At 51.8% G+C, this 26,607-nt stretch carries 20 protein-coding genes; 15 read left to right on the top strand and 5 right to left on the bottom strand.

What is annotated here, in order from left to right; translation table 11 throughout:
* Window positions 1-2: 2 nt before the first annotated feature.
* The 3 genes from FIU95_RS20280 to FIU95_RS20270 all read left to right on the top strand — a co-directional run bounded on the left by FIU95_RS20280 (window position 3) and on the right by FIU95_RS20270 (window position 2,293).
* Window positions 3-437, top strand: a complete 435-nt coding sequence (locus tag FIU95_RS20280; RefSeq protein WP_152455978.1) for a VOC family protein — start codon at window positions 3-5, stop codon at window positions 435-437.
* A 161-nt stretch (window positions 438-598) separates the two neighbouring features.
* Entirely contained in the window at window positions 599-1,231 is a 633-nt protein-coding gene (locus FIU95_RS20275; RefSeq protein WP_152455977.1) for a glutathione S-transferase family protein, read from the top strand.
* 267 nt (window positions 1,232-1,498) lie between these two features.
* Window positions 1,499-2,293, top strand: coding sequence for a formate/nitrite transporter family protein (locus FIU95_RS20270; protein ID WP_152455976.1), 795 nt, complete (start codon window positions 1,499-1,501; stop codon window positions 2,291-2,293).
* Window positions 2,294-2,375: 82 nt separating this feature from the next.
* Here FIU95_RS20270 and FIU95_RS20265 read toward each other — a convergent pair whose 3' ends face one another.
* Entirely contained in the window at window positions 2,376-5,726 is a 3,351-nt protein-coding gene (locus FIU95_RS20265; RefSeq protein ID WP_152455975.1) for an amidohydrolase family protein, read from the bottom strand.
* Window positions 5,727-5,941: 215 nt separating this feature from the next.
* Between FIU95_RS20265 and glmU the strand changes: the two genes are divergently transcribed.
* The 7 genes from glmU (at window position 5,942) to FIU95_RS20230 (ending at window position 21,348) form a co-directional block, all read left to right on the top strand.
* Complete coding sequence (glmU, locus tag FIU95_RS20260) at window positions 5,942-7,303, top strand: bifunctional UDP-N-acetylglucosamine diphosphorylase/glucosamine-1-phosphate N-acetyltransferase GlmU (RefSeq protein WP_152456482.1); 1,362 nt, start codon at window positions 5,942-5,944, stop codon at window positions 7,301-7,303.
* Window positions 7,304-7,425: 122 nt separating this feature from the next.
* Complete coding sequence (gene pdhA / locus FIU95_RS20255) at window positions 7,426-8,517, top strand: pyruvate dehydrogenase (acetyl-transferring) E1 component subunit alpha (RefSeq protein WP_152455974.1); 1,092 nt, start codon at window positions 7,426-7,428, stop codon at window positions 8,515-8,517.
* Window positions 8,517-9,512 carry an alpha-ketoacid dehydrogenase subunit beta gene (locus tag FIU95_RS20250; RefSeq protein ID WP_152455973.1) on the top strand — a complete coding sequence of 332 codons (996 nt, stop codon included), beginning with the start codon at window positions 8,517-8,519 and terminating at the stop codon, window positions 9,510-9,512. The genes pdhA and FIU95_RS20250 overlap by 1 nt, the downstream gene beginning before the upstream one ends.
* On the top strand, window positions 9,509-10,768 hold the full coding sequence (locus FIU95_RS20245; protein WP_152455972.1) for a dihydrolipoamide acetyltransferase family protein: 1,260 nt from the start codon (window positions 9,509-9,511) through the stop codon (window positions 10,766-10,768). The genes FIU95_RS20250 and FIU95_RS20245 overlap by 4 nt, the downstream gene beginning before the upstream one ends.
* Window positions 10,769-10,904: 136 nt before the next feature.
* Window positions 10,905-11,681 carry a DeoR/GlpR family DNA-binding transcription regulator gene (locus FIU95_RS20240; RefSeq protein ID WP_152455971.1) on the top strand — a complete coding sequence of 259 codons (777 nt, stop codon included), beginning with the start codon at window positions 10,905-10,907 and terminating at the stop codon, window positions 11,679-11,681.
* A 45-nt stretch (window positions 11,682-11,726) separates the two neighbouring features.
* On the top strand, window positions 11,727-13,556 hold the full coding sequence (gene glmS / locus FIU95_RS20235; protein WP_152455970.1) for a glutamine--fructose-6-phosphate transaminase (isomerizing): 1,830 nt from the start codon (window positions 11,727-11,729) through the stop codon (window positions 13,554-13,556).
* A gap of 1,585 nt (window positions 13,557-15,141) precedes the next feature.
* Window positions 15,142-21,348: an RHS repeat-associated core domain-containing protein gene (locus FIU95_RS20230; RefSeq protein WP_172975471.1), complete on the top strand. Its 6,207-nt coding sequence runs from the start codon at window positions 15,142-15,144 to the stop codon at window positions 21,346-21,348.
* Between the two features lie 386 nt (window positions 21,349-21,734).
* Here FIU95_RS20230 and FIU95_RS20225 read toward each other — a convergent pair whose 3' ends face one another.
* Window positions 21,735-21,929 carry a hypothetical protein gene (locus tag FIU95_RS20225; RefSeq protein ID WP_253868765.1) on the bottom strand — a complete coding sequence of 65 codons (195 nt, stop codon included), beginning with the start codon at window positions 21,927-21,929 and terminating at the stop codon, window positions 21,735-21,737.
* Here FIU95_RS20225 and FIU95_RS21270 point away from each other — a divergent pair.
* From FIU95_RS21270 to FIU95_RS20215, 3 genes are all read left to right on the top strand, one after another.
* Window positions 21,928-22,092 carry a hypothetical protein gene (locus FIU95_RS21270; protein WP_172975470.1) on the top strand — a complete coding sequence of 55 codons (165 nt, stop codon included), beginning with the start codon at window positions 21,928-21,930 and terminating at the stop codon, window positions 22,090-22,092. The two genes, FIU95_RS20225 and FIU95_RS21270, sit on opposite strands and share 2 nt — an antisense overlap.
* A 158-nt stretch (window positions 22,093-22,250) precedes the next feature.
* Window positions 22,251-22,559 carry a hypothetical protein gene (locus tag FIU95_RS20220; RefSeq protein WP_152455967.1) on the top strand — a complete coding sequence of 103 codons (309 nt, stop codon included), beginning with the start codon at window positions 22,251-22,253 and terminating at the stop codon, window positions 22,557-22,559.
* A 110-nt stretch (window positions 22,560-22,669) separates the two neighbouring features.
* Window positions 22,670-22,933, top strand: a complete 264-nt coding sequence (locus FIU95_RS20215; RefSeq protein ID WP_152455965.1) for a hypothetical protein — start codon at window positions 22,670-22,672, stop codon at window positions 22,931-22,933.
* Window positions 22,934-23,006: 73 nt separating this feature from the next.
* Here the strand turns inward: FIU95_RS20215 and FIU95_RS20210 are convergent, their stop codons facing one another.
* Window positions 23,007-23,321 (bottom strand): helix-turn-helix domain-containing protein, encoded by a 315-nt coding sequence (locus tag FIU95_RS20210; protein ID WP_152455963.1) that lies wholly within the window; start codon window positions 23,319-23,321, stop codon window positions 23,007-23,009.
* 398 nt (window positions 23,322-23,719) lie between these two features.
* Here FIU95_RS20210 and FIU95_RS20205 point away from each other — a divergent pair, with 398 nt between their 5' ends.
* A complete protein-coding gene (locus tag FIU95_RS20205; RefSeq protein WP_152455961.1) occupies window positions 23,720-24,568 on the top strand; it encodes an alpha/beta fold hydrolase in 849 nt (282 codons plus the stop codon).
* Window positions 24,569-24,823: 255 nt separating this feature from the next.
* Window positions 24,824-24,997, top strand: a complete 174-nt coding sequence (locus tag FIU95_RS21265; RefSeq protein WP_172975469.1) for a hypothetical protein — start codon at window positions 24,824-24,826, stop codon at window positions 24,995-24,997.
* Between the two features lie 126 nt (window positions 24,998-25,123).
* Here the strand turns inward: FIU95_RS21265 and FIU95_RS20200 are convergent, their stop codons facing one another.
* Together FIU95_RS20200 and FIU95_RS20195 are read right to left on the bottom strand one after the other, a co-directional pair.
* Window positions 25,124-25,345, bottom strand: a complete 222-nt coding sequence (locus FIU95_RS20200; RefSeq protein WP_152455959.1) for a hypothetical protein — start codon at window positions 25,343-25,345, stop codon at window positions 25,124-25,126.
* Between the two features lie 71 nt (window positions 25,346-25,416).
* Window positions 25,417-26,364, bottom strand: coding sequence for an IS30 family transposase (locus tag FIU95_RS20195; protein ID WP_152455957.1), 948 nt, complete (start codon window positions 26,362-26,364; stop codon window positions 25,417-25,419).
* Window positions 26,365-26,607 lie beyond the last annotated feature (243 nt).

Here is a 26,607-nt window from a genome sequence, read left to right as displayed (position 1 = left end):
CGATGGTGAAAAATCCCGATCACGTCACGATTGCAGTTACAGATTTAGAGAGAAGCAAGCATTTTTTTGAGTTGCTCGACTTTGAGTTGAAAATAACTGATGTTATTTCAGGGGAGGAAGTTGCCAAATATATGGATGTACCCGATATAGAAGCTGATCACTTAACCATGGTGTTAAAGGGCGCTGAACCAAGGTTTGAGATTCAATTGCTGCATTATAGAAACCCAAAAATATTCTCCGATCCAAAAATATCGAATCTAGCGCGTCCTGGATACAACCATCTCTGCTTCAAGGTCGAAAATATTGAGTTGGCTGTTGATCATTTGAGAAAAAATGGTATTAAGATTCGCAGTCATATTATGGAGTACTTACATAGAAAGTTGGTGTATATTGAAGGACCAGAATATATTACTGTGGAGTTAGCGGAATGGCTCTAATGGGGTTGAGTTAAAAGAAAGTAATAATCTTTTAATAGTTTTACATCTCCCCCTTCATTTAATTGAAGATATTAGTCACTAATCTTCCATTGGCACAAAAAACTCTCGAAAAAAATTAATAGTCCCCTAAACTGTGACCTCCTATTCTCAGGGAGAGATTCATGTCTAATAATTTGACTTTATACACTAACCCCCAGTCACGTGGATGTATAGTGCGCTGGATGTTGGAAGAGCTGGATTTATCGTATCGCACAGAAGTACTTGAGTACGGTGAGCCCATGAAGACGCCTAAATACTTGGCGATTAATCCAATGGGTAAGGTGCCAACTCTGATTCACGGTGAGAGAATCATTACTGAAACTGCGGCTATTTGTGTCTATCTGTCAGAAGTTTTTGGTAATGCTGAACTGGCGCCAAAGAGTGATGATGAGAAAGCAAGCTATTACCGCTGGATGTTCTTTGCAGCTGGGCCCATGGAACAGGCCATTGTGAACAAGAATATCTTTGGTGACGAAGCCAGCGCGGATAACCAGATGATGCTTGGTTACGGTAACTACCAATTGGCGCTGGATACTCTCTCTGAATGGATAAAATCTAACCCCTATATACTAGGTGAGCGATTTACTGCTGCGGATGTTTATATCGCCGCTCAACTGGGCTGGGGTATGGAATTTGGCACTATTGAGAAGCGAAAAGAGTTTCAGGAATATGTGGAGCGCTTGTCTAAACGCGAGGCTTTTCAGCGTGCGCAAGCTCTTGATCAAGCCCTTCTAAAAGAGGTTGACGAGGCCTAGCAGAAGGTAACCCTAGTGACTTTTTAAAGCCCTGCTTAGCAGGGCTTTTTTATCGTTGCGATTTTAAATCGCGATGACCTTTATTTGATATACCTGTGGAAGATGATCTTTTTCTGATTGTTGATCAGGCCTCAGGATTTATTCTTGCCTCTGCCAATTCATCATCTGCTTTAGTCAGTAATCTCGTTGAATTCCAAAGCAGCTACTCTATCTATACGACGTTTCTTTCCACGATATGATGCCTATATATCTATTTCTTCTTACTGAATGAGTATTGATAGCGATAAACCTAAGAGTGAGCGGGCTGTCTTGCGTGAGCAAATGGATGCCAGCCTGCAAGAATATGAACGAGAGAGTCGCTCGCTGTTATTGTCATCTGTTGCCGCAGGGTTGGAGATCGGCTTCAGTTTTTTTTTGATGATGGCGCTGTTTAGTAGTTTTTATGGGGAGTTGGGAAAACCAGCTTTACACCTTGTGTTGTCGTTGAGCTATCCCGTTGGTTTTATCCTGGTCATTATCGGTCGAACAGACCTTTTTACTGAACATACGACACTGGCAATTCTTCCGGTTGTGGATGGAAGGCAACGGTTACGAGATTTAGGGCGCATTTGGGGATTGATTTATCTGGGCAATATGACTGGTGCTTTTATATTTGCGCTTATGCTGGTGAGTTATGCCCTGGTCAGTCAAAACATTACTCAGGAAGGGTTTGATTACTATGGGCAGAAGCTCATTGACGATAGTAATGTGGCGCTGTTTCTTGGGGCGATTCTGGCTGGTTGGCTAATGGGGCTGCTCGGTTGGTTGGTTTCATCCAGTACAGACACCATAGGTCGAATCATTGTTATTGCCATAGTGACCTTTGTTATCGGCCTAGGAAGTCTGCCCCACTGTATTGCGGGAGCCGTAGCCATTTTTAGTGCCTGGATTGGTGGAGAGGGGGTTGTTGATTGGTTAGAGCTACTGCGATTTCAAGTCATCGCCACATTGGGTAATACCTTTGGTGGTGCGGTATTTGTGGGGCTGCTGAAATATGGATATATCACCAATAACCTGCCCTAGTCGATGTGTTATTCCCAAGGGTCAATGGGAGTAGTGCCCGGCAGTTACTGCCGGGCTATGAGTTAGGGGCACAGTCTGTGCTCTAGTGCACCCAGTGGTGGCGCTCCATCTTCTCCTGTACCGCTTCCGCCGTAGGAGCGGGCATAGCGCTGATAGGCAGGCGCTCATGGAAGAATGCCAGGCGTTCGCCAGCACCCATTTTATTCATGGTTTCCGCCTCAAATACGCGGCCATTGATCACTGTGTAGGTAATGTTCTCCGACAGGCGCAGGTTATCCAGGGGGTTGCCGTCGATCACGATCAGGTCAGCGAGCTTACCTGCCTCGATACTGCCGATATCGCCATCCATACCCAGGTAACGGGCACCATCGATGGTACCGGCGCGGAAGGCCTCCCAGGGGGTAAAGCCGCCCTGCTCCATCATCCACATCTCCCAGTGCGCTCCCAGTCCTTCGCGCTGTCCGTGGGCGCCGATATGTACGGTGACACCTTCGTCGCGCAGCTGCTTGGCCTGGCGGGCCACATTGAAGTGGTTGTAGTGGGCATCCGGTGCAGTGGGGCGACGGATAGAGCGGGGGTTAACAATAAAGTCCGGGGTAAAGCGGGTCAGGCGCTCGTTTTTCCACACTTCGGTGCGGTCATACCAGTACTCCTCACCCCAGAGACCGCCATAGGCCACGACAAAGGTCGGTGTATAACCCACTTGGGTTTGGCTCCACAGTTGCTCCACATCGCCGTAGACATTGGCGATCGGCAGCGAGTGCTCGATACCGGTATGCCCATCCACAATCATGTTCATATTGTGCTGGTACTTACCGCCGCCCTCGGGCACTACCATAATGCCGGCCTCGCGGGCTGCCTGTAGCACTTGCTGGCGCTGGTCACGGCGGGGCTGGTTGTAGCTCTTCACCGAAATGGCGCCCATTTCCTTGAGGCGGTTGACGTGGAACTGGGCGTCCTCCAGGGAGTTGATTTTGGCTTTATAGCCTGGACCTTTGGCGCCATAGAGGATGGTGCCGGTGGAGAAAATACGCGGTCCGGTAATCACGCCGGCCTTTTGCATTTCTGCAGCGGAGAAGATCTCGCTGCTGTCATTGGAGGGGTCGTGAATGGTGGTCACGCCAAATGCCAGGCTGGAGAACAGGTTCCAGTTTTGCTGCGGGATAATTTCTTCGCGTCCCTGAGCACCGTGGGCATGAGCGTCAATAAGCCCTGGCAATACGGTTTTGCCGGTGATATCGATACGCTTCGCCTCGGCCGGAATTTCAACTTCTGCAGCTGGCCCCACCGCGACAATGCGGTTGCCCCGGAATAGAACTACACCATTGTCGATGATTTCACGGGTGTTTTCCGCATCGCGCATAGTGACGACCTTGCCGCCGGTGAGGGCAACGAGATCTGCCTGATTGTCGAAGGACTGCTCAAAGCTCAGGTCGATGCCTTCAGAAACCGGCTCTGGCAGTTCCTTCGGGGCTCCGGCGACAAATTCGAAGGCGTCTTTTAATTCGCGCTCGAACAGCTTGGGCCCGTGTGCCCAGCCCAAGGTGTCGCTATCGGCGGACCAGTGTAGATATTCACCGGCGCGTTTGGATACCTGGGAGACTTTAACCGCTTTGCTATCGGGGCCGATTACCTCGGACTTGCCGGTGTGCATAAAGGGCGCGACAAAGGCTTTGAAGTCCTGGGTAAAGGCGACCCACTTGCCGTTCGGGGATAGGCGGAAGGAGGTGATCTCAGCGCCATGCAGGTGCTCGCGCTCATCTTTGCCTTCCAGGTTGGTGCTTTTCAGTACGCGCTTGCCGCCGCCGGCGTGTTGGTACTCGGAGAAATAGATACGCTCCTCGCTGGCGCCGAAGTGCGGCTCATAGCCGGACTTCACGACCCGGCGCTGCCAGTCGCCGTCGACGTCTGCCAGGTAGATACCCGGCTCCAAGGAGTACTCGGGGCTCAGCAAGTAGCCACCGGTAAAGCGGCGGTAGGCTACGATGTCACCACTGGGGGAGAAGCTCGGCTCTACGTACAGGCCGGGCTGCTTGGTGATGTTTTTGCCGCGACCGCTGCGTGCGGATACCACCCGTACATGACCGAGTTTTTGATCGTCCCAGGTGACATAGGTGATCTGGCGACCATCGCGGGACCAGCTGGGGTAGAACTCAAAGTGGTCGCCCTGGCGGGTCAGGCGACGGCGCTCACCACTGTCGATATCCTGGATATAAATCTTGCCCAATGCCTGGAAAGCGACCTGCTTGCCGTTGGGGGATTTTTGCGCCCAGCGAATCATCTTCACATCGAAGGTTTCCGGGGCCACTTCCACCGGGAAACGCACCGCATCGGCCACCTGCTTCTCGACCTTCACATGGGCTTCAATTGGCGCGACGCTGTCCCCGTTGATGGAGATGCGAAGGAATTTGCCGCCGGTCCATACGATCAGCGACTCGCCATCGGGCATCCAATCGTATTGCACATAGTTGCCATGGGGGCCGAAAATTTCCTGGAGGTCCCGCTCGAGGCCTGCGTAAACCGGGGTTTCCAAGCCGGTTTCCAGGTCTTTCAGGAACAGGGAGGTCCGATTGTCCTGGCGGCGAATAAAGGCCAGTTTACTGCCATCCGGGGAGGGTACGGGTGCCACCGCACCGCCGGGACCGGAAATGAAGGTTTCCTCTTCACCGTCCTGGAGGTCGTAGCGGTTGATGGCAAAAATTTCCTGGGTGGAGTTTTTGTTGTACTCCCATACGGTGCCAGGGGTGGTGTCGATGGAGTAATAGACATAGCGTCCATCCGGGGAGAATGCCGGATCGGCAATGTTCTTCTGCGCGATATCGCCACCGATACGCTCTTTCAGTTGGCGCCCCTCACCGCCACCGTAGTGATACATCCAGATTTCACCGGCGGGGATACTGCGCCCGGACATAAAGCCTTTGCGCGCTACCAGGTACTGGCCATCGGGGCTCCAGTTGGGTGAGTGCAGCAAGTTTTCCTTCTCTGTGGTGAGCTGGCGAAAGTTTTCACCATTGCGGTCCATCAACCAGATATTGTCGGCACCATCGCGGTCGCTGATAAATACGATGCTCTTGCCATCCGGGCTGAAGCGCGGCTGCATATTCCAGGCGATCTCATTGGTTAGGGCTATCGCCTCGCCGCCTGCTACCGGCACTGTGTAGATATCGCCGAGCATATCGAACAGGATGGTTTTGCCATCCGGGCTGATATCCAGGTTGCTCCAGGTGGTCTCGCGGGTGTCCAACTGGATCGGTTTAAATTCGTAGGGCGGCTTGTTGATATCCCAGGATTTTTCTTCCTGCTTCTCTTCCTGTGCTTCCTGGTCTTTTGAGATTTCCTCTGTCGACGCTAAAGCTCCTACTGGCAAAGACAGCGCCAGTGCTGCCAGAGCCAATAGATGGCGCCGTGGTTTTTTTTGCTCGTTCGCATTCATGGACAATTTCCCTCCACCGCATTCTTCAGCGCTGGTTCTTACTGTTCAGTTTTAATGGGCAGTGAATTGATTTTCAGGACGCTAAAGTACCGGTATCGCCGTTTGGCGGCAATCGCAATGCGCCTAGCGCCAAGCTGCCGGGGTGGGTTGAGTTAGTGGGGGCTAGTGGCCACAATGTTGCCAAATTTATGAAATTAGAGAGATTTCAAACCAATATGACTATCGATGTTGTGATTTTGGCCGCGGGCAAAGGCTCCCGTATGCGATCTGACCTGCCCAAAGTACTGCACCCAATTGGCGGAATTCCCATGTTGGGGCATGTGATTGAGACAGCGCGGCAGTTGCAGGGCGTTGAAATCACCGTGGTTGTCGGACACGGCGCGGATCAGGTGCGGGAGCGTTTTGCCGATAGTGGTGTGAAATTTGTTGAGCAGACGGAACAGTTGGGTACTGGCCATGCTGTGGCGCAGGCGATTCCCCAGTTCCGCGAGGGCTCCACCGTCTTGGTGCTCTATGGGGATGTGCCACTGGTCAGGGCGGGCACTTTGCAGTCCCTGTTGTCGGCAGCAGATCACGGCCCCGCCCTGCTCTCAGTAGAAATGGCCAATCCGGCCGGTTATGGGCGCATAGTGCGCGACGATACAGGCCGAGTGCAGGCGATTGTCGAAGAGAAGGATGCCGATGCTGATACACTGGCTATCCGCGAGGTAAACACCGGCATTCTGGCGGCCCCAGCGGATTTGCTGGCACGTTGGCTGCCAGAGTTGTCTTGTGACAATGCCCAGGGCGAATACTACCTGACCGATGTCATTGCACGCTCGGTGAACGAGGAAATTGCGGTTACCGGCGAGCGTGCCAGTGACACGCTGGAAGTGGCCGGCGTAAATAGTCGCGCCCAGCAGGCGCAAATGGAGCGTGCCCTGCAGCACACCCGTGCTGTGGCGCTGATGAATGCCGGGGTGACCCTGCTCGATCCGGCCCGAATCGACATCCGTGGCAATCTCGAATGCGATACGGATGTAGCTATCGACATCAATTGCATCTTCGAAGGCAAGGTTTCTCTGGGTAAAGGCGTGCAGATTGGCCCCAATTGCCTGCTAAAAAACTGCCGTTTAGCGGATGGCACCCGTGTGGAGGCTAACTCGGTCATTGAAGGTGCCGATGTGGGAGAAGCCTGCACCATAGGTCCTTTTGCCCGCCTGCGCCCCGGCACCGAGCTGGCTAATGGTGCCAAGGTGGGGAATTTTGTCGAAACCAAAAAAGCCAAAGTGGGTATCGGTAGCAAGATCAATCACCTCTCTTATGTGGGGGATTCGGTCCTGGGCGATTCGGTGAATATCGGTGCCGGTACCATCACCTGTAATTACGATGGTGTGAATAAGTCCCTCACCGAAATTGGTGACGGGGCTTTTATCGGTTCCAATACCTCCCTGGTTGCCCCGGTGAAAGTCGGCAGTGGTGCCACCGTCGGGGCGGGTTCCACCATCACCCGGGAAGTGGGTAGTGAGGAGCTGGCCGTGGCCCGGGGCAAACAGCGTAATATCACCGGCTGGGAGCGCCCGATAAAGCGAAACTAGGTTTTCCATTTTGATATGAAACCCGCTGGAAAATCGAATTCCGGCGGGATTTCACTCCTCCCACCCGGTGGGATACCTCCTTTCCATTAAACTTGCGCTTCGGGAACAAAAGGAATGGCCCGATGCACAAGCCCAGAATGCAGCTGCTCGCCAGCTTCGATATCGCCTCTTTACAGTATCTGGATGAATCTGGACAAACCACCCAGGCGCTGCCCGATTTCGCCACCCCGGATACTCTGGTTGCCCTATACCGGCAAATGACCCTGGCGCGGGTGGTGGATGATCGTGCGGTGAAGATGCAGCGTACCGGTCAGCTCGGCACCTACCCATCCAGCCTCGGACAGGAGGCCATCGGCGTGGGTGTGGGTGCCGCCATGGCAAAAGAAGACATCTACTGTCCCAACTACCGGGAAACCGGCGCCCTTTTGGAGCGCGGAGTGCGCATAGAGGAAATCTACGCTATTTGGGGAGGGGACGAGCGCGGCCAGAATTATCGCCATGCACGTGAAGACCTGCCGCTAAGCGTGCCTATAGCGACACAGATGCTGCACGGCGCCGGCGTTGCCTTTGCCCTCAAATATAAACACGAGCAACTCGGTGAGCCCATACGCGCTGCGGTTACCAGTGGCGGTGACGGTGCCACGTCTAAAGGGGATTTCTACGAAGCTATCAACCTGGCGGGGGATTGGAAGTTACCGTTGGTGGTGGTGATCAATAACAACCAGTGGGCGATTTCCCTGCCCCGCTCCGGGCAAACTGCCTGTAAAACCCTTGCACAGAAAGCGATTGCCGCGGGAATCCCCAGTTTGCAAGTGGATGGCAATGATGTCATCGCTGTTTACCAAGCCGTTTTAGAAGCGCTGCAGCAGGCCCATGCCGGCGGCGGCCCCTCACTGATTGAGGCGGTGACTTATCGCCTCTGTGATCACACCACCGCCGATGACGCCAGCCGCTACCAGCCACCAGAGGGGCTCAAGGAGGCTTGGAGCAAAGAGCCACTGAGGCGCTTGAGAACCTATTTGGAAGGGCTGGGGATCTGGGGAGATGCCCAAGAAGAGGAATTGCAGCGGGAGTTGAAAGAGATCCTGGAGGAGGCCGTTCGTGCATATCGGCAAAAATCCCAGGACGCGCCCACGGCTATTTTTGACCATCTCTATGAAACATTGCCCGAGGCCTTTATCGAGCAATACCAGCAACTGCAAGGGGACAGCTGATGGCGCAAATCACGCTGGTGGAAGCGATTACCCAGGCGCTCGCCTTTGAGATGCAAAGAGACCCCAAGGTGGTGGTATTCGGTGAGGATGTGGGACTCAACGGTGGTGTATTTCGCGCCACCGATGGCCTGCAAGCGCGCTTTGGCTGTGAGCGAGTACTGGATACACCGCTGGCGGAAAATATGATCGCCGGGATTGCTATCGGTATGGCCACACAAGGCCTGCGGCCGGTGGCAGAGTTCCAGTTTATGGGGTTTATCTACCCCGCCCTCGATCAAATCCTCAGCCACGCAGCGCGATACCGCAACAGAACCCGGGGGCGGCTGTCCTGCTCCGTTGTCTACCGGGCACCTTATGGCGGTGGTATCCATGCCCCGGAGCACCACTCTGAGAGCACCGAGGCGCTGTTCGCCCATATCCCCGGATTGCGCCTAGTGGTGCCCTCCTCTCCGGCGCGAGCCTACGGCCTGTTGTTGGCAGCGATTCGCGATCCCGATCCGGTTGTTTTCCTCGAACCCAAGCGGATCTACCGCGCGGTGCGCCAGGAAGTGATCGATAATGGTGAAGCACTGCCTCTAGATCGAGCCTTTGTCCTACGTGAGGGCAGCGATATCACCCTGATCGCCTGGGGAGCCTCTTTAAAGGAAACCCTACAGGTTGCCGAGCAGCTATCCACTGAAGGTATCGAAGCCGAGGTGATAGATCTCGCCACCCTAAAACCCCTGGATATCCACACCATTATCGACTCTTTGGAAAAGACCCATCGCTGTGTTTTGGTACATGAAGCCGCACGCTTTTGTGGCCTGGGCGCGGAAGTGGCCACGCAGATTAATGAATACGCCTTCGACCTGCTGCACGCCCCGGTACAGAGAGTAACGGGCTTCGATACGGTGATGCCCTACTTCCAGCTTGAGGAAGCCTACCTACCCGGTGTGCCGCGGATTATGACAGCGGTGCGCGAAGTGCTCGAATACGCCAGTGGAGGGGTGGCATGAAAATTTTCACTTTACCGGACCTCGGTGAGGGCCTGCCCGATGCGGTAGTGCGGGAATGGCATGTACACGAGGGAGATGAAATTGCCGCCCACGAGAGCTTGGTCACTGTCGAGACCGCCAAAGCGCTAGTGGAAGTGCCCGCCCCTTGGGGGGGGAAGATTGAAAAACTCTTCGCGCAGCCGGATCAAACCGTCAATGTGGGCGAACCCCTTGTGGGTTTTGTCGCTGAAGGTAGTGCGCAAGAGGCATCGCCATCAGAGGTGCCCGCTGAGGTTACATCTCCCAAAGAGGCCGTCATCACGACTGAACCTGAAGAGGAAAAAGTGTGCGGCGCGTCGGCACCTCATCAAGCGCGGGCCGACAGTGGGACTGTCGTGGGCAAGTTGGAGCAAGGAGAGGATGTCCTCGGCGTCGAGCAGGATTTCAGCGAGGCTCACAAACGGCTGGCAACACCTTCGGTTCGCGCCTTGGCCCGCCGCCTGGGAGTGGAGCTGGAAAAACTCTCCACGGATGGCGCTTTGGTCACTGCAGCACAGGTACGCGCTGCTGCGGGGGCTAAATTTAGTGCCGTGGAGGAAAACGCCGAGCAAAGACAATCACCAGTGCCGGTGAAGGAGGTAGCAAAAACCTCAGAGCCGGGAGAGATTATGACACCGGCACGGCGTGCCATGGGTATATCCATGAGTCGTGCCCGGGACCAGGTGGCACAGATTACCCTGTGTGATGATGCGGATATATCCAGTTGGTGGGGCAGCGCCCCGGCCCTGTTGAAATTGATTCGCGCCGTGCAGTCTGCCTGTATTGCCGAGCCAACCCTTAACGCTTTTTTCCAGGATGATCAGCTGACGCCCCAGAAGTCCGTTAATATCGGATTGGCGGTGGATTCTCCTCGCGGCCTATTTGTCCCTGTTCTGAAAGATGTGGCTGCGCGCTCGGATAAATCATTAATGGCCCAGGTGGCCGATTTTAAACACCAGGCCCGGGAAACCGGCATTGCCCAGAGTGACCTACAGGGTGCAACCATTCTTTTATCCAATTTTGGCACTATCGCCGGTCGCTACGCGACACCGGTCGTGCTGCCGCCAACAGTGGCGATTGTCGGTGCTGGCAGGGTTTGCCAGGGCGTCGTGGTGATAGACCGCTGGCCGGCGATGCGTCCCCTACTGCCTCTCTCCATTAGTGCGGATCACCGCGCGGTAACCGGCGGTGAGTTGGCGCGTTTTCTCAAGGCGATGTTATCCGCCCTTTCAGCTTAAGTACCGTTTAAGAGCTGCCACTATCTATCTTGCCCGTATCCTGCTGGGCCGCCGGGCCTTCATTTTTTTGAAATCTGTGTGGGAACTTATCTTTCACTTTGCTATCTTTAAGTTTCGAAACGAAAGTTAAGTGGTTATGTCAAAACGTAATACACAACAGCGCCGCCATGGCATTATGAGTCTTTTGAATGAGGCCGGAGAGGCGAGTGTCGAAGAATTGGCTCGGCGCTTCGAAACTTCAGAAGTTACGATTCGAAAGGACCTCACCGCGATGGAAAACCACGGCCTGCTGCTGCGTCGCCGAGGTGGTGCCATACCGGTACCACGTGAATTGGTTGTGGAGGAAGGTCCATCGGAAGTTAAACGCGCTATCAGCCGCGCCGCTGCAGCCCTAATCCCAGACCATCATCGAATAGTCATCGACTATGGCCGCACCACAGCGGCCATGATCCCCGAGTTGGAGTGCAAGCGCGGTCTGGTGGTGATGACCAATTCCCTGCACGTGGCTAACGCCCTACGGGAGTTGGAGAACGAGCCAACCCTGTTGATGACCGGCGGCACCTGGGACCCGCACTTCGAAGCCTTTCAGGGCAAGGTGGCAGAGCAGGTATTGCGTGATTACGACTTCGACAGAGCTTTTATTGGTGCCGATGGCATAGACCTGGAGCGCGGTACCTGCACCTTCAACGAACAGATAGGTCTTTCCCGGGTAATGGCGGAAGTTGCACGGGAAGTAGTGGTATTAGCGGAGTCCAGCAAGGTCGGCAGGCGAATCCCCAATTTGGAACTATCCTGGAGCCAAGTGGATGTACTGGTGACAGATTCCGGGCTGGAGGAGAGCGCGCGCCAGCAATTGCAAAAGCTGGGGGTGCGGGTTATCTGCGCATCCACAAGTTCGGTGGCTGGCGGTTAGCGAGAGAATAAACAAAAGACTTTTAGGAATTGCGAGGAGAAAGATATGTGTGGAATTGTTGGGGCACTGGCCCAGCGCAATGTGACCGGTATCCTTCTTGAGGGCCTGCGTCGCCTGGAATACCGGGGCTATGATTCTGCAGGCGTCTGTCTACGCGGTGATGATGGCCGGTTACAGTTACGCAAGAGTTTGGGAAAGGTTGCTGACCTGGAAGCCAAATTGAAGGCAGAACCCGCTGGGGGCCATCAGGGAATTGCCCATACCCGCTGGGCGACTCACGGGGTGCCTTCCGATGAAAACGCCCATCCCCATATGTCCGGACACATCGCTCTGGTACATAACGGTATTATCGAAAATCACCAAGCACTGCGCGAAGAGTTGCAGGCCAAGGGTTATGAGTTTGCTTCGGATACCGATACCGAAGTGGTGGTTCACCTGATCCACTCTCTCAGTGGAGAGGGGCTGGGCTTAATGGATGCGGTGAGCAAGGCGACCAAAATGTTGGAGGGTGCCTACGCCCTCGCCGTGATCAGCAGTGAGGAGCCTGAGGTCCTGGCCTGTGCGCGCTACGGTAGCCCTTTGGTTCTGGGCGTCGGCATTGAGGAAAACTTTATCGCCTCGGACCCGATGGCCTTGCGCCAGGTGACCGATCGCTTTATTTTTCTCGAAGAAGGTGATGTGGCAGAGGTGCGCCACACGGGTATTTCGGTCCGCGATAAGAGCGGAGAGGAAGTTAGCCGCCCGGTGCATAAGCTCGACTCCGGCCATGACGTGGCCGAAAAGGGTCACTATCGCCACTATATGCAAAAGGAAATCTTTGAGCAGCCTGAAGTTGTTGCGGCGACCCTGGCTGGGCGTATCGGAGACCACTCGGTACTGTCGCAAGCGCTGGGTAGCCGCGCCCAAGAGATTTTGCCCAAGGTTGAGCAGGTGCAGATCGTCGCCTGTGGCACCAGTTACCATGCGGGCATGGTTGCACGTTACTGGCTGGAGGACTGGGCGGGCGTTCCCTGCTCGGTGGAAGTGGCCAGTGAAATCCGCTACCGCAAGACGGTTGTGCGCCCCGGCACCTTGTTCGTGACTATTTCCCAGTCTGGTGAGACCGCGGATACCCTGGCGGCATTACGCCAGGCCAAAGAACTCGGCTACCTGGGTTTTATGACTATCTGCAATGTGCCCAACAGTTCCCTGGTGCGAGAATCCGAGCTGTCGCTGATGACGGAGGCGGGCCCTGAAATTGGCGTGGCTTCCACCAAAGCTTTTACCACTCAATTGGTGGCTCTGCAGCTGTTCTGCCTTGCCCTGGGCAAGGCCAATGGGCTGCCTAGTGAGCGCGAGGCAGAGTTGGTGGATGCTTTGCATCAGTTGCCGCAGTTGATGGAGGAATTTACCGGCCTCGATAAACTGGTTCAGTTGACCAGCGAGGCCTTTGCTGAGAAGAACCATGCATTGTTCCTCGGACGCGGTGTTGAGTTTCCCATTGCCCTTGAGGGGGCATTAAAGCTCAAGGAAATCTCCTATATCCACGCGGAAGCCTACCCGGCCGGAGAGCTCAAGCATGGCCCGCTGGCCCTGGTGGATGCGGATATGCCGGTGATTGTTGTGGCTCCCAATGATGAGCTGCTGGAAAAGCTGAAGTCCAATTTACAGGAAGTTCGCGCACGCGGCGGCCAGCTGTTTGTATTCGCCAGCCCCAAGGCCGGTTTCACCAGTGAGGAAGGAATCACCGTGATTGAAGTGCCTGACTCTCCAGAGAGCCTGGCACCAATCCTCTACACAGTGCCCCTGCAGCTGCTTAGCTATCATGTGGCACTGCTGAAAGGCACCGATGTGGATCAGCCGCGAAACCTGGCTAAATCGGTCACTGTGGAGTAATTCTTTAAGGCCATGGATGGCTTATGTAAATTGACAATAAAGTATCATACTAGACATTAATGCATCATACTTTTACAGCAATCTGAGCTATGCTGAATGAAATAGGCGTAGCTTGGATGCTTTAAATGAATAAACGCTTTTCCTTCTTAATTCCCCACCCCAAAGAAATCATTGAACTCCTAGATCCTGTCATTCTAAAGCGGCTTTAAAAGAAAAGTGTATCCAAGGCTTTGACAAAGATTGCAAACCCTTGTGACCGTTCGGGATATCCCTAAAAGAGGCCAGGGGCGAGGTCCATCGTCGGCTAGTGTTTACACATGATCGTGTAGTCCACTTACTTCTGATCTAGAGTGGTGGCTTTTTTACTATTCGGCTAGCAAGCCGTTTTCAGTGGCATTTGGGAACAATTTCCTTTCGGCCCTGAAGCAACCATTGATTTGAGAAGGTTATAATCAAAATAAGTAGTCGGAAAGTTGAGAGCAAGATAGGTGATGAGCCTAAAATGCGTTGCCGTTCTCAATATCTAGTCAATAATCGTCCTCGTCGCTACTGTCATGCAGTAATTGCAAGAGATTAGAAAACTTCTATTCAAGTTCTGGAAATTGAATTTACGAATAAAACTAAAAAAGATGGTACAGAAGAATCTGAAAGCCTTTAAACTTTTTTCGGTCGGGAGACACAGAATTAACTTATTTAGGTATCTTAGATGAACTGATGACATCCTATAAGGATGAAGGTTTGAATGCGAGGAACTGGAAACGAAGTTATATCGCCGAAAATACTTCCGTACGAGAGTACTTAAGTCATCCAGATAATAAAATAAAAAATGAATAGGATGCATTAGATTCATGGATTGAAAGAGATGTAAAGAAGGTAATCGACATGTAGGATCGAAATACGGGTAAGTTAACCCTGCTCGCTCAAACACTCACAGTATTGTGAGCTAGAAATACGATCTATAACCATCGTGTGTAGAGGATATAAATATTTTGCTGCTGCATATATAAAATATAAATTATTCAGAAAATTTTTTCTCTTTCTGGAAATTATTTTGTTTGCGCGACTGAAAGTCAGGAATTACATTTTTTAATTTTCAAAATAATTAATTATTTGCACTTTATTAATTTTATTTTAAAATTCCGTCGATTTTTTCATAAACCTTATTTTAGAAGGTTTTTTGGTTTTTTGGTTTTTTGGTTTTTTGGTACCAATTAAGGTGGGTGAACGGATGCGCTTTAGACTTACTGCTTATTTTTTACTGGTTTTTATAGCTGGTATTTTTACTTTTGTACCAAATGTAAGTATCTCAGCTCCCTTAAATGGTATAGACACTCTAACCGGACCTTCAACAGATTCCGATGGAAAATTTACTCTGACTTGGCAGGGGGTAGTTCATTACATTACTGAGAATAAGGATGGGAGGAAAGTTAGGGATATTTATATCGGGGACATAGGGAATACTGTAAGCAGTAAGTCGATTACTGTTTCATCCACTGGGTCTTATAGTTATACCGCCTGGTTTAAGATTTGTTTATTTTGGAATAGGTTGAGTGGGCGTTGTGAAGAGTGGGATTTTGAAAAATATGTGACAGGTTATCATGATGTTAATGTTGCACTTAAACCCAATACGCCCTCATCGCTAACGTTTTCTTCTGTAGAGAGCGGAAGTACTGATACCAATGGAAAATATACAATTAATTGGGGTGCTCCCAGCGGAGGACCTGCAGCCTCTGGCTACCAGTGGTGTCAGGAAACTAATGGCAGCTGGCAATCTGAGAGCAGCTGTCCCAAAGTAAGTAGCGGCACTCGAAGCAGATCGTTACCCACCACAACGGGCACTATGCCCACCGGCAAGTATCGATATCGAGTACGCGCCTATGGTAAGGCCGGAAGCCTTTATCAATACAGCGGCTGGCGCTACTCTTCCACCCTCTATGTTAAACATTACCCCGGCCAGGTTAGTGGCTGGCAGGAGCCGGGTGGCAGTACGCTACCAGGGCCTAGTTTCCAACTAAAGTGGAATTCTGTCGGTAATCCTGATCCCTCCGATCCGGTGCTTAACTATGACCTGGAATGGAATGTAAACGGCAGTGGTTTTAGTGATGTTTTTACCACTAAGCCCACCTCTATATTAGTGAATATCAGTAAGGCCACCACAGGCAAAGATATCACTGCGAGCGACTATGAATTTCGGGTTAGGGCTTGTAACCGTTCCGGCTGTGGCCCCTGGTCCACAACAAAACGATTGAGCCCCCCCACACCGCCAGAGCCTGAGTTTTCTGATAATCATCCCACGCAGTTTTTTAAACTGGACCAAACCATCACCTGGAAAGATGTTGGGGCGAGTGTCTATAAACTGGAGCGCATTCGTAAGGGAGAAGATGAAAGTGGGTGTACGGAAAAATCTGATGGTAACTGCTGGCTAACGGTCTTAGCCAGCACCACTGGAACCAGTTTCTTCGATGGCGGCAGCCAACCTGGTACCTACCAATATAAGCTGACTGCCTGTATTGATTTTGCGGATAATTGTGCTTCGGTACTAAGCCCCTGGATCAAAGTGCATAGTCTGGCCAATACAGACGAAGCTCCAGCGGTCACCACCGAGCAAGCAACTACACCGGGCACCTTGCCATATAGTGCCGATGTCAGTGCCACCGGTAATGCCATTATTAATGTCCCCCTGCAGCCGGCGCCCGGCGTCAATGGCTTGCAACCCAATTTATCCCTGCATTACACCAGTGCCCGTTTCCAGAAGCGTATGACGCAAGCCCTGCCGGAAGATACCCTCGGTTATGGTTGGCGATTGGGCGGGTTGAGCAGTATTCGCCGCTGTGTGGTGAATAGGCCCAATAGCGATAGAGTTCGACTGACTGACGCGGATTCACTGTGTTTGGATGGTGAGCCTTTAGTTTTGGCCTCTGGTACTCACTGGCAAGGGGGCGCCCAGTATCGCACCTTGCGCGATAGCTTCCGCCTGATTGAGTTACAGAAAAATAGTGCCGGTAAGATCTGGTTCAAAGTCAAAAACCCCAATGGCTCAATCAATGAGTATGGAGCAACGGCGGATAGTAGCCTGCGAGGGGAAGATACTTCGCACTTTGCCTGGAGCCTGAATAAAGTTACCGATGCCTTCGGCAATACGATGGCCTATAAATATCATCGCGATCTTATCGAGGGTATTAACTATCCCCTGGAAATTACCTACGGCAACCAGGGCGATGCAAAAATAGAATTCCAGTACGGTACCCGTACCGATGCACCGCCAGTGCCCCTGCAGGAAATCCAGCAGGAACAGCTGGTGCTGTTGCACCATATCCGCGTGCACTTGGACGGCAAACTGCAGCGGGAATACAAGCTGATCTCCGAAGAGGAGCCCGCCGATCCCGAGCAGGCCCATTATCGCCGCCTCAAGCAGGTACAGCTGTGTGCTTATGATGAAAATGGTACCGGTCGTCAGTGCCTGAAACCGCTGGAATTTACTTGGAAATTTACCGACTCTGCCAACCCGGATGACTTTGAAACCGGCATTGAAACGGTCACCAATGGCCTCGGCGCCCAAACCAAATTTACGCTGGAACGTATCTCCGATAACCCCGGCGAAGAGGAAGTCGGTCGCTTTGATGAAGGCACCACCCTCTTTGGTTCGATGGTGACTATTCCCGACACAAGCCCTACCAGCCGGGCAGTAAACGGGGATTACCGCACGGTAGTGACCAAGGTGGAACGCTCCAACGGCTACAGGCTAGGCTGGCATACTACCAAGTACGCTTATCAGGGTGTCGGCCTGAGCAGTGACAAAGGCTGGGGCTTCCTCGGTTATCACGCCCAGCGCATTTACGATCCCGAAGCCAATATCGTCACCTACCGCCAGTTCCGTCAGGACTTCCCTTACTTTGGCAAGGTGGCGCGGCAGGTTCAGTATTTTAACAACTATCAGTTTGGCGAACTGCTCACTAACCAGCGCTTTAGTTACGATGCCCTTGAGCTCCATGCCGGTGATAGCAAGACCTACTACCCCTATATGGCGCAAAGCTTGGACACCCAGTTAGAGGGAGGGCAAACACTTGGGTATATAGTCAACGATAACGCACCCCAGGCTATCTCTTATGGCGACGCGGGTGATCTGTTAAGCGGTAGTGTAAGTACCAGCCGTGTAATGAAAACTGCCCAGATCAACGACTCCCAGAGTATTTGGGGTGAGGTGCTGCCGGCCAGTAATTACGGCGATACCCAGCGCAGTGTGGAGAGCACCACGCTGCTGGAAAACCGCGTCAGCGGCAATTGGCTGATCGGCTTCCCCAGTGCCCAGGAACAGCGTCACTTTAGTGGCGATACCAGCGGCAGCCCAGATCAACAGTCCAGTAGCGCCATGACCCCTTATGGCAACACGAATAAGGTGCATACGGCTACCCAGTATCCCGGTGATGCCAAATACCAGATGGTGGTCACCTATGATTACGATGACTACGGCAATGTGACCAGTGAAAGCGCCACCGGCAAGGTCGATGCCACAATTAATGGCTCTAGCACGCAAACGCGCAGCACCCAGGTGAACGGCGCCTTCTCCGATCGGCGCTACCCGACTAGCCTGAGTAATATCTTGGGTCACACCATTACCATGGACTACGACCACCGCTTTGGCAGCATCACTCAGGTGACCGATGCGAATCTCCAGTCCAGCAGTATTCAATACGATCCTTTTGGCCGCGAGATTAGCAGCACCAATGCCGATGGAGTGGCATTCAGCACCCAGTACAACTTCTGTTTCGCTAATTGCCCCGTTGTTGACAGTATCGAAGTGCCTTACTGGGTACAGACCAGCTCGGCAATTACCCCCACCTCGGAATACTATTACGACCAACTGGGCCGTTTGGTACAGCAGGATGTAGAGGATTTCTTCGGTAACAACGTCTCCCGCCGCGAATACAAGTACGATCCTCTCGGGCGGCTTAATATGGAGACGGCCCCTTTCTTTGCCCAAGGTAACGCAGCGGTCGATGGTTACAAACCGATTACCAATTACAAATATGACTTGCGTAACCGCCTCGACTATATAGAGAAAGCCGGTGGCGGCACGGTGGATATTGATTACAGCGTAGCGACGGGCAACAGTGGCAAGCAGGTTAAAGTCAGCGTAACGGAATCGGTAGTGGGGGGGAGTGGTAACAACACCCAGGTGCAGGAGAGCTACTACGACCTAAATGGCGACCTGGCGCGCACGATCGATGACGCCACCGGCGAAGCGGTAACGACAGAGTACACCTACTACGGCAGTGGCTTACCAAAAACCGTGTTGGTTAACGGGGGCAGCCGCAATATCGAATCCAGTTTTGTCTTCGACTATGCCGGCTTCCGCACCAGCATGACCGATGCCAACCTGGGCTCCGTCTCCAGTAGTTACAACGCCTTTGGCGAGCTGCAGCGGCAGACCGATAACAAAGGCCAGAGCATTACCTACCTGTACGACCAGCTGGGTCGTCTGCTGGAGCAGCAAGATGCCCAGGGCCTGGCCCAATGGCAATACGATGCCGTGAATGCAAAGGGCGGCCTGCTTAGCCGCAGTTATACCGAAAACGGCTCACAGGTGTTTTTTGAGGAGTACATCTACCGTTCCGACAGCAAGCTGGACAGTATCCGCACCCAGTTACTAGCCGCTGGTGCCAGCCGTAATTACCAACACCAGTACGGTTACGATAGCTACGGGCGCACCAACAAAGTGGTTTACCCCAACAATGTCGAAGCCCACTACCACTATAACGCGCGCGGTTATATGCAGAGCCTCAGCAGCGATGCAGCCGGCAACAATTCCCTGCAAACCTTTGACAGCATCAACGCCTGGGGTCAGGTAGAGCAGGAGAGCTACGGCAACGGCCTGATCACCAATCGCACTTACGATCCCGATACCGGGCGCCTGCAAACTATCAACACTGGTGGCGGTCAGGTACAAAATAACGAATACCGCTGGCGCTCCAACGGCACCCTGCAAAGTCGCCTCACCTACAACGCCTCCCAGGCACTGCAAAAGCAGGAAGACTTTAGCTACGACGGTCTCAATCGCCTGCGCCACGCCACCATGCAAGTCGGTGGTGACCGCGTGCTCAGCACCCAGTACGACAAGCTCGGCAATATCCTCGCCAAGACCTCCAGTGTCAGCAACGACACCCAGGTCAGCGGCTACCAGTACGGTGAGTTCGGCAATGCCGGTCCCAATGCGGTCAGTAGTGTCACCATTAACGGCATCTCCCACAGCCTGCACTACGATGCCAACGGCGCTATTGAACACTACGACGCCGCCAGCGGTGACGACAAATGGATCAGTTGGAATGCGCGCCAACTGGCCACGGAAATTGTGCTGGGCAGCAGTCAAAGCGATAGCACACCGACCGCCAGAGACCGCTTCCACTATGGACCGGATGGCCAGCGCTTCTATCGCGAAAGCAGCTGGATGGAAGGTGGCCAGCTCAAAACCGAAAAGGCCTTTATTGTGGGCAGCTACGAGGAACAGATCCCCGCAGATGCCAGCATTCTCACTATCGAAAAAACCGCACTGGCCAGCAGTGTTCAGCATATCGCTATTAGGGACCTCACCGGCACCAGCGGCGAATACCAATACCTGCACCGGGACCATCTGGGCTCCGTTGAGAAAATCACCGATGAAGCCGGGCTGGAGATCTTAAATCTCGCCTTTAACCCGGACGGCAGTCGCCGCCAAGGGGACTGGAGCGGAGACCTGGGCCAGCAACAACTACAGGAACTGCTGGCAGTACAAGGCCTCACCACCAAGCGCGGCTACACCGGCCACGAGCACCTGGACAGAACCGGCCTGATCCATATGAATGGGCGTATCTACGACCCCACACTGGGCCGCTTTCTCAGTCCCGATCCCATTGTGCAGGCACCGACCTATAGCCAGAGCTGGAACCGCTATAGCTATGTGTTTAATAACCCGTTGAGTTTTACTGATCCCAGTGGTTATGCGGCATGGGATGAGAGGCCGCAAGAGAAGGACGATACCGCAGAGTCGGGCCCTGTTGAAGAGGTAACCGTTACAGGAAGATGGAACCCGCCAGCCCCAAGTAAGGGTGGTTTAGTCTTTCTAAGCCCAACAAGAACTAGTGAGGTTATTGATGGCGTAAAATACGGTCTTGTACATCATGCAGGAACACGTTCATTGCGAGATGTCCTTGATAGTTTAGATCCTGATAAAATTGATAGTGCGAGGCTTTATGGAGGCTTAGACGCTAATAGTGCGGCAATGGTAAGTGTAAATTCCCGCTCATTAATTTCTGGTAGTATCGGTGGCGGTGGAGCTGCACAAAAGGGGCCATCTACCCTCCAACTTATGCGAAGTGGGGCTGAAGGGCTCTTCGAGGATTTATTTCGGGTACGTTGGCATTATCGAGCTTTGAATGGTGACTTTGGGCCTGAAGAGAAGGCGCATGCGTTGCTTGCAGACCAAGCGCTAAGTGCTGCTGGAGCTTTATACTATTCCAGCGCCGAGATAGAACTTAACGGAGAAATGGTTAACTTCCGTTCGGAAGTTAATAATGCTGTATTCGATACAATTTCAAGCAATAAAGCTTATTTTGCTGGCAGACAACTTGCACAGGGTGCCATGGTTGGCTTAGTGATGAGATATGGGCCTCGGGGGCTTTTAAAGAAAGGGACATTGTGGGGAGGGCTTACAGGTTCTGCTACAACCGTCTCTGGTTTTGGTCGAGGGCTTAATTTATTTGACCAAGGCGTTAGAGATCCTGTGTCTTTAATGTCGGGTGCTATTTCAGGAAAATAAGGTTGATTGATGTCTCTATTTAGCCGGTGTCCAAACTGTAAAAAAAGAACGTTCACAATTTCTCTCAAAGCAAAACTTCTGGGGGATAGCCTAATGAATTGCCCTAACTGTGGGCGAAGAGCAGCTATCCCATCACTAATGAGATTGTTTGTTTCTATATTGATGGCAACATTATTGCCAAGTTTTATTCTGATTTTCTGGGGGGTTGTAGGTTTTATTTACTCCCTGGTCATTACCTTAATATTGATGGTGATAGTTTTTTTTCTTTTGGCGTATATCAGTCCATTAGAATCAAAAGCTAATAAATGAGTATAAATTTATTTGACCAGGATGATTGGTGGGGGGTGAATCCTGAGCGCCTAAAGTAGAGCGCTAACTACCAGTAGTTAGCGCTCCAATGGCCGCATAGCATGTTCCACCTGACGCTGGGCGATAATCGCATCGATCACCCGAATCACCGTGTCCTTGTCTTGATCATCAAAAGTCTCCAGTAGCTTGAAGCGCTTAAATAGCACTTCGTTGCGGATGGGGCTTTCCTCTGTAGGGGCAGCCCCTGCATTTAGCCGCCGGTCGGCGGTCATGCGCACCAGCGCCTGCGCGGCTAAACAGAAAGCGCCGTTGCCTCTGGAAAAACATCCGGCTAAGGTAAAACTCGCGTCGGGGCAAAAAAATGGTGAAGAGCCAGTGGCGCCGGGAAAAATGGTTGTTAACTCGCTGATTGCGCTAGGGAAAATGGAAAGATAAGGTACGACTGGCCTCGGGGTGATGTCTTTGCACAAAAGGGTGGCGGAAGCTTTTTCCGTGGAGTGGGCTCCTTTTTTAGAGGTTTGTATAGATACACTCGGCATGAGAACAGAATCCTAGGAGGAGCTGGTGCAGGAGAAGCTGTTCAGGCGAATACAGTGGAGCATATGCTGCTTGGGGAAGCATTGGGAATTGCGTTACATGCAAATCAAAAGCAAATTAAGACGGGTGGTAATAAGTTGTTAGAAAGTGGAGAGACTATAGCTGGTCGTCAACTTGCAGGACTTGTAAGTGGTGTTGCCATAGGTGGTGCTGGGGCTGGGCCATCACTTGGAATCGTAGCTGGTATGGGGGATGTGTACTATGGCATTGAATCCCTAGCTTCAGAACTAAATTTGAATGTTTCCACTGTTGATTATACTCGACCGATATTACCGCAGATTTCAGATGCCGCGGTACGAGTTTAGCAGAACGCAGGTTGGGTAATATTGCTAACACTTTTCTCTCTGGTCAAAATTAGTGGGTTTTATAAATGGGTGCATATTGTAGAACGTGCAAGAAGTATAAAATTCCACTGATGGCTGCATTGGCTGGCCTGACTGGTGATGGTGCTAGATGTTTAAGTTGTGGCACGAATTATCTGATTGCAGGATTTTCAAAATTGCTTTATCTGACTTTGGAAGGTGCAGCAGTTCTATTATCGGTATATGTTTCTTTTTACTTTTTAACAGTAGTTCCATTGGCGGTTTGTATTGTGTTGGTTTTATTAATACGGTTATTTTTTGCTCCCCTCATAGCAAAACCAACACCTAAGAAATTCTTTGGGAAACGCAGCAGATAACCTTCTTTCCCAAGAATTAAAATTATCAAAACCCCGGCAGGTTACCCTGCCGGGGTTTTGTCGTTATAGCCTATCAAGCCTGCTTCTTCAGCTTGGCATTCTCGATAAACGTATCGATCACCTGAATCACCTGCCGCTTGGTGGCGGCGTCCAGCTTCTCAATCTGCTGTATCCGTCGCAGCAATCTGGAATCTGGCTGCTTGATCTTCTTCACAGGCTTTACACCGAGTAGCTCGTCCGTGCTGACCTTTAGGGCCTGCGCCAGGTCTACCAGCAGGTGTTCGCTCTCGGTCTCGTAATAGGCAATGACCCGTCGCGTCGCGCCGATCTCTTCTGCCAGTTCCTTCTGTGTATAGAGCGATGGAGGCTTTTTGCATCTATGACTCATAAAGCACCCTTAAAGTGAGTCATAGAAGCTCAGTCTATGACTCACACTTATCACAAATGATGGTGCATGAAGAGTACTAAGATACAAATCATGGTTATCAATGCCTGCGTTTCGTCCAACGGGGGATCTGGGAGGCACTGAGCTTATAGCCCTAGTAACTGATAATGGATTCAGCTAGCGAAGATCTCAACAACCTATGGGAGTCGGGCCAGCATCCGTACATGCAAAGAGGTTCTCAATATTAAAAGTATGATAATTTATTGTCAGGTTTTTAAGATGAACATGCATATCACAAACGGAAAGTATGATTCTTTAACTTTTTTGCGAAAAACCTACCCTTGTAAAATCAATAAGTTAGCTTGGTGAAAGTATGAAACATTATTGTTAACTTACAGCTTATGAGTAAACCCGCAGAGCGCTTTAACTTCACCACATCCGATGGAGTGAGGCTCAGCTTTCTGAGTGCCGGGGCTGGTCCCACCCTGCTGATCCTGCACGGCTGGTCGCAGGGGGCGGCCCTGTTCAAGTGCCAGCTCTCTGGCTTGAGTGATCGCTATCGGGTGATTGCTCTGGATATGCGCGGTCACGGTCTGTCGGACAAACCCCTGCACGGCTACCGTATCGCCCGGTTGGCGAAGGACCTGCAGGAGATAATTAGCGCCCTGGCTCCCCAACCTCTCTATTTGCTTGGTCACTCGGCTGGTGCTTCGGTGATCTGGAGCTACCTGGAAATGTTTGGCGATGCAGGGGTTTCCAAACTGGTTTTTATCGATGAGCCCGCCGCCCTACTGGCCCAGCCCTATTGGTCTGAGCAAGAGCGACTGGAGGCAGGCGCAATTCTCACGGCCGAACAACTCTTTGAGTTCACGGGCCAGTTGCGCAGTTCCAAAGCGGAGGAAGCCACCCGCAACATACTGATGTCTATGGTGACTCCTGCGATGACCCCGAGGCAGAGGAAGGAGCTAATTGCGGTCAATCTGCAGTTTCCACGCGACCTGGCAGCACGGCTCTTTATCGATAATGTCACCCGTGATTGGCGTGACTTTATCCCCCATATTAAAAAGCCCACCCTGATTGCCTTCGGTCGTGCCAGCCCTCACCCGGTGGAATGCCAGCAGTGGATTCATCAGCAAATCAGAGGTTCTCGCCTGGAAATTATCGAGGCCGAAGATGGTGGCAGTCACTTTTTATTTCTCGAAGCACCTCAAAGGTTCAATACTCTGCTGCGGGATTTTCTAGATAGCTGATTGGGCACAAACCTATAAAGCTGCAGCATGGAGGAACCCTTTAGGGGGCTCGACTATTTCCTAATGGTTTTCCACAGACTTCAATTTGCCCGAGCTGTGATTTTTCACAGTGGATAAGTTAATTGAAAGTTATTCAAAGTTTCGTCTTTTAGCTAATCTTTAAATTCCCTTTCATGTTCAAACGTGTATTTCTGTGGATAACCACCCTTCAAATGACCCAACTCCTTTTAAACTGTGTACAAGGGAAGCTATTTCATGATGGAGGTCATAGGTTATCAACAATCCTTCCCTATTTCTTATGAGCATTCCCTACAAGGTATTTCCCTGCTGATAATCCAGATCTCAGGCCGTGACTTATTGGTAGAAGTACATGCAGTTTCGGTCAATCCTGTGGGTACCAAGGTGTGTAAAAGAGTTGAGGCTGCTTAGAAGCGCTGATAGGGACAATGAAAAGTTCTCGGCTTAGATGTCACTGGGCTAATCAAAGCAATTGGCGCCGATGTAAGCCAGCTCTCTGTGGGTGATCGGGTTTAGTACGCGGGGGGTATTTCCCGCTCATGTAGTAATGCGCAGTGCCAGCAGGTCGATGAACCAATTACTGGATTTACGCCAAAGTGCCTCAGCGATACTGAGTCTGCGGCCTTGCCTCTCACCGACATCACCTTTGGGGATTGCTATTCGATAGTTGGCAAGCGTCAATCGATAAGAGAGCCTGTGACAAATTTCTATCTTGTGATTGGGTTTGGTAATCGATGCTGCTGGTGGCGTGGCGGCCACTCTGATTCAATTAGTCCACCGTTTGACTGATCTCACAGTCATCGATAGCGCTTCGTATACCGAGACCATCCCTAGATTGCCAACATAAGTGACACACGTTTACCCGCCAAAAATTCCAGCGGGCTCAAGTAATTTAGTACTTTCCTAGGTCGAGTATTGATTCGAAACACTGCGTCATCAATACGGCTTTTTGGTATCTTGCCAATTTCCACTCCTTTTGGGAAGAAGCGCCTCAAAAGGCCATTAGTGTTTTCGTTCAGCCCGCGTTCCCAAGAGTGGTAAGGTTTCGCAAAATATATTCTGCATCCTAGCTTCTGCGCAATCGATTGATGATCTGCAAATTCTCCTCCATTATCGAAGGTGATGGTTTTACAGATGGCCTGATATGGCTTCAACATTTGCTTGATCGCCCGGCTCACTGTTTTCTTGCTCTTATTTGGGACTCTGCGAGTGAGCAATAATTTGGAAACTCGTTCAACCAGTGTCACCAGATAGCCATCTTGACCATAAACTGTATCGCCTTCCCAGTGACCGATCTCAGTGTTTTCATCGACAATCGCAGGTCTTTGATCAATATCTATGCGCTCTGGAATAAGCTTTACGCCTGCCTCGGAACCTGCCCGTTTCTGATAAGGTTTGGCTTTCCTTGGCAGACGTGACCTCCAGTTAAGTCGACTGACCCAGCGGTAAATTGTTGAACAACTAACCGTTTTCGCACACCTCTCAAGCTGCATTCGCCCAGCGATTTGTTCAGGACTTGCATTTTTCAGCTGGTGGTCGATTTGTACCTGCATGGCAAAGTCGAGCTTGGTATGTTTAATAGCTCCGTGCCGTCGTTGCAGTGCCTGACGGTGGGCACTCTCGGCACAGTAAGGGCTGTAACGACCAAGCTCACGAGAGATAGTCTTATTGGATCTATTGAGGCGTAGTCCAATGGCTCGGGCTGAATAGTTCTGCCCATTAAGGACCTCAATCTGGTATCGTTCTTTCAAGGTCAGCTGGTTGGTACGGGTTCCCATGAGGTTCCTGGCTTGTTTGTGTGGAAGCTTACTAGCCTACAACCAGCTGGCCTCCTTCGCTATCGCCAAGTGTGTCGGTTATTGTGAGAATCTAGGATCCAATGGCTAAAAAATCTGGGAGTGCACTATGTTATTAATCACCGCAAGCCACTGAGAGAGGAGCTTGCGAGCGCCAGTATTTCTGGTGGACTACGTGGTTAGTTTGACTAACAACGAAGATCATCTGGCGGAAGTCGTAAAGTG

It is taken from the genome of Microbulbifer sp. THAF38, assembly GCF_009363535.1.
Lineage (GTDB): Bacteria > Pseudomonadota > Gammaproteobacteria > Pseudomonadales > Cellvibrionaceae > Microbulbifer.
The sequence above is the reverse complement of the archived record's forward strand: the minus strand, read 5'-3'. Positions and strand labels throughout refer to the sequence as shown.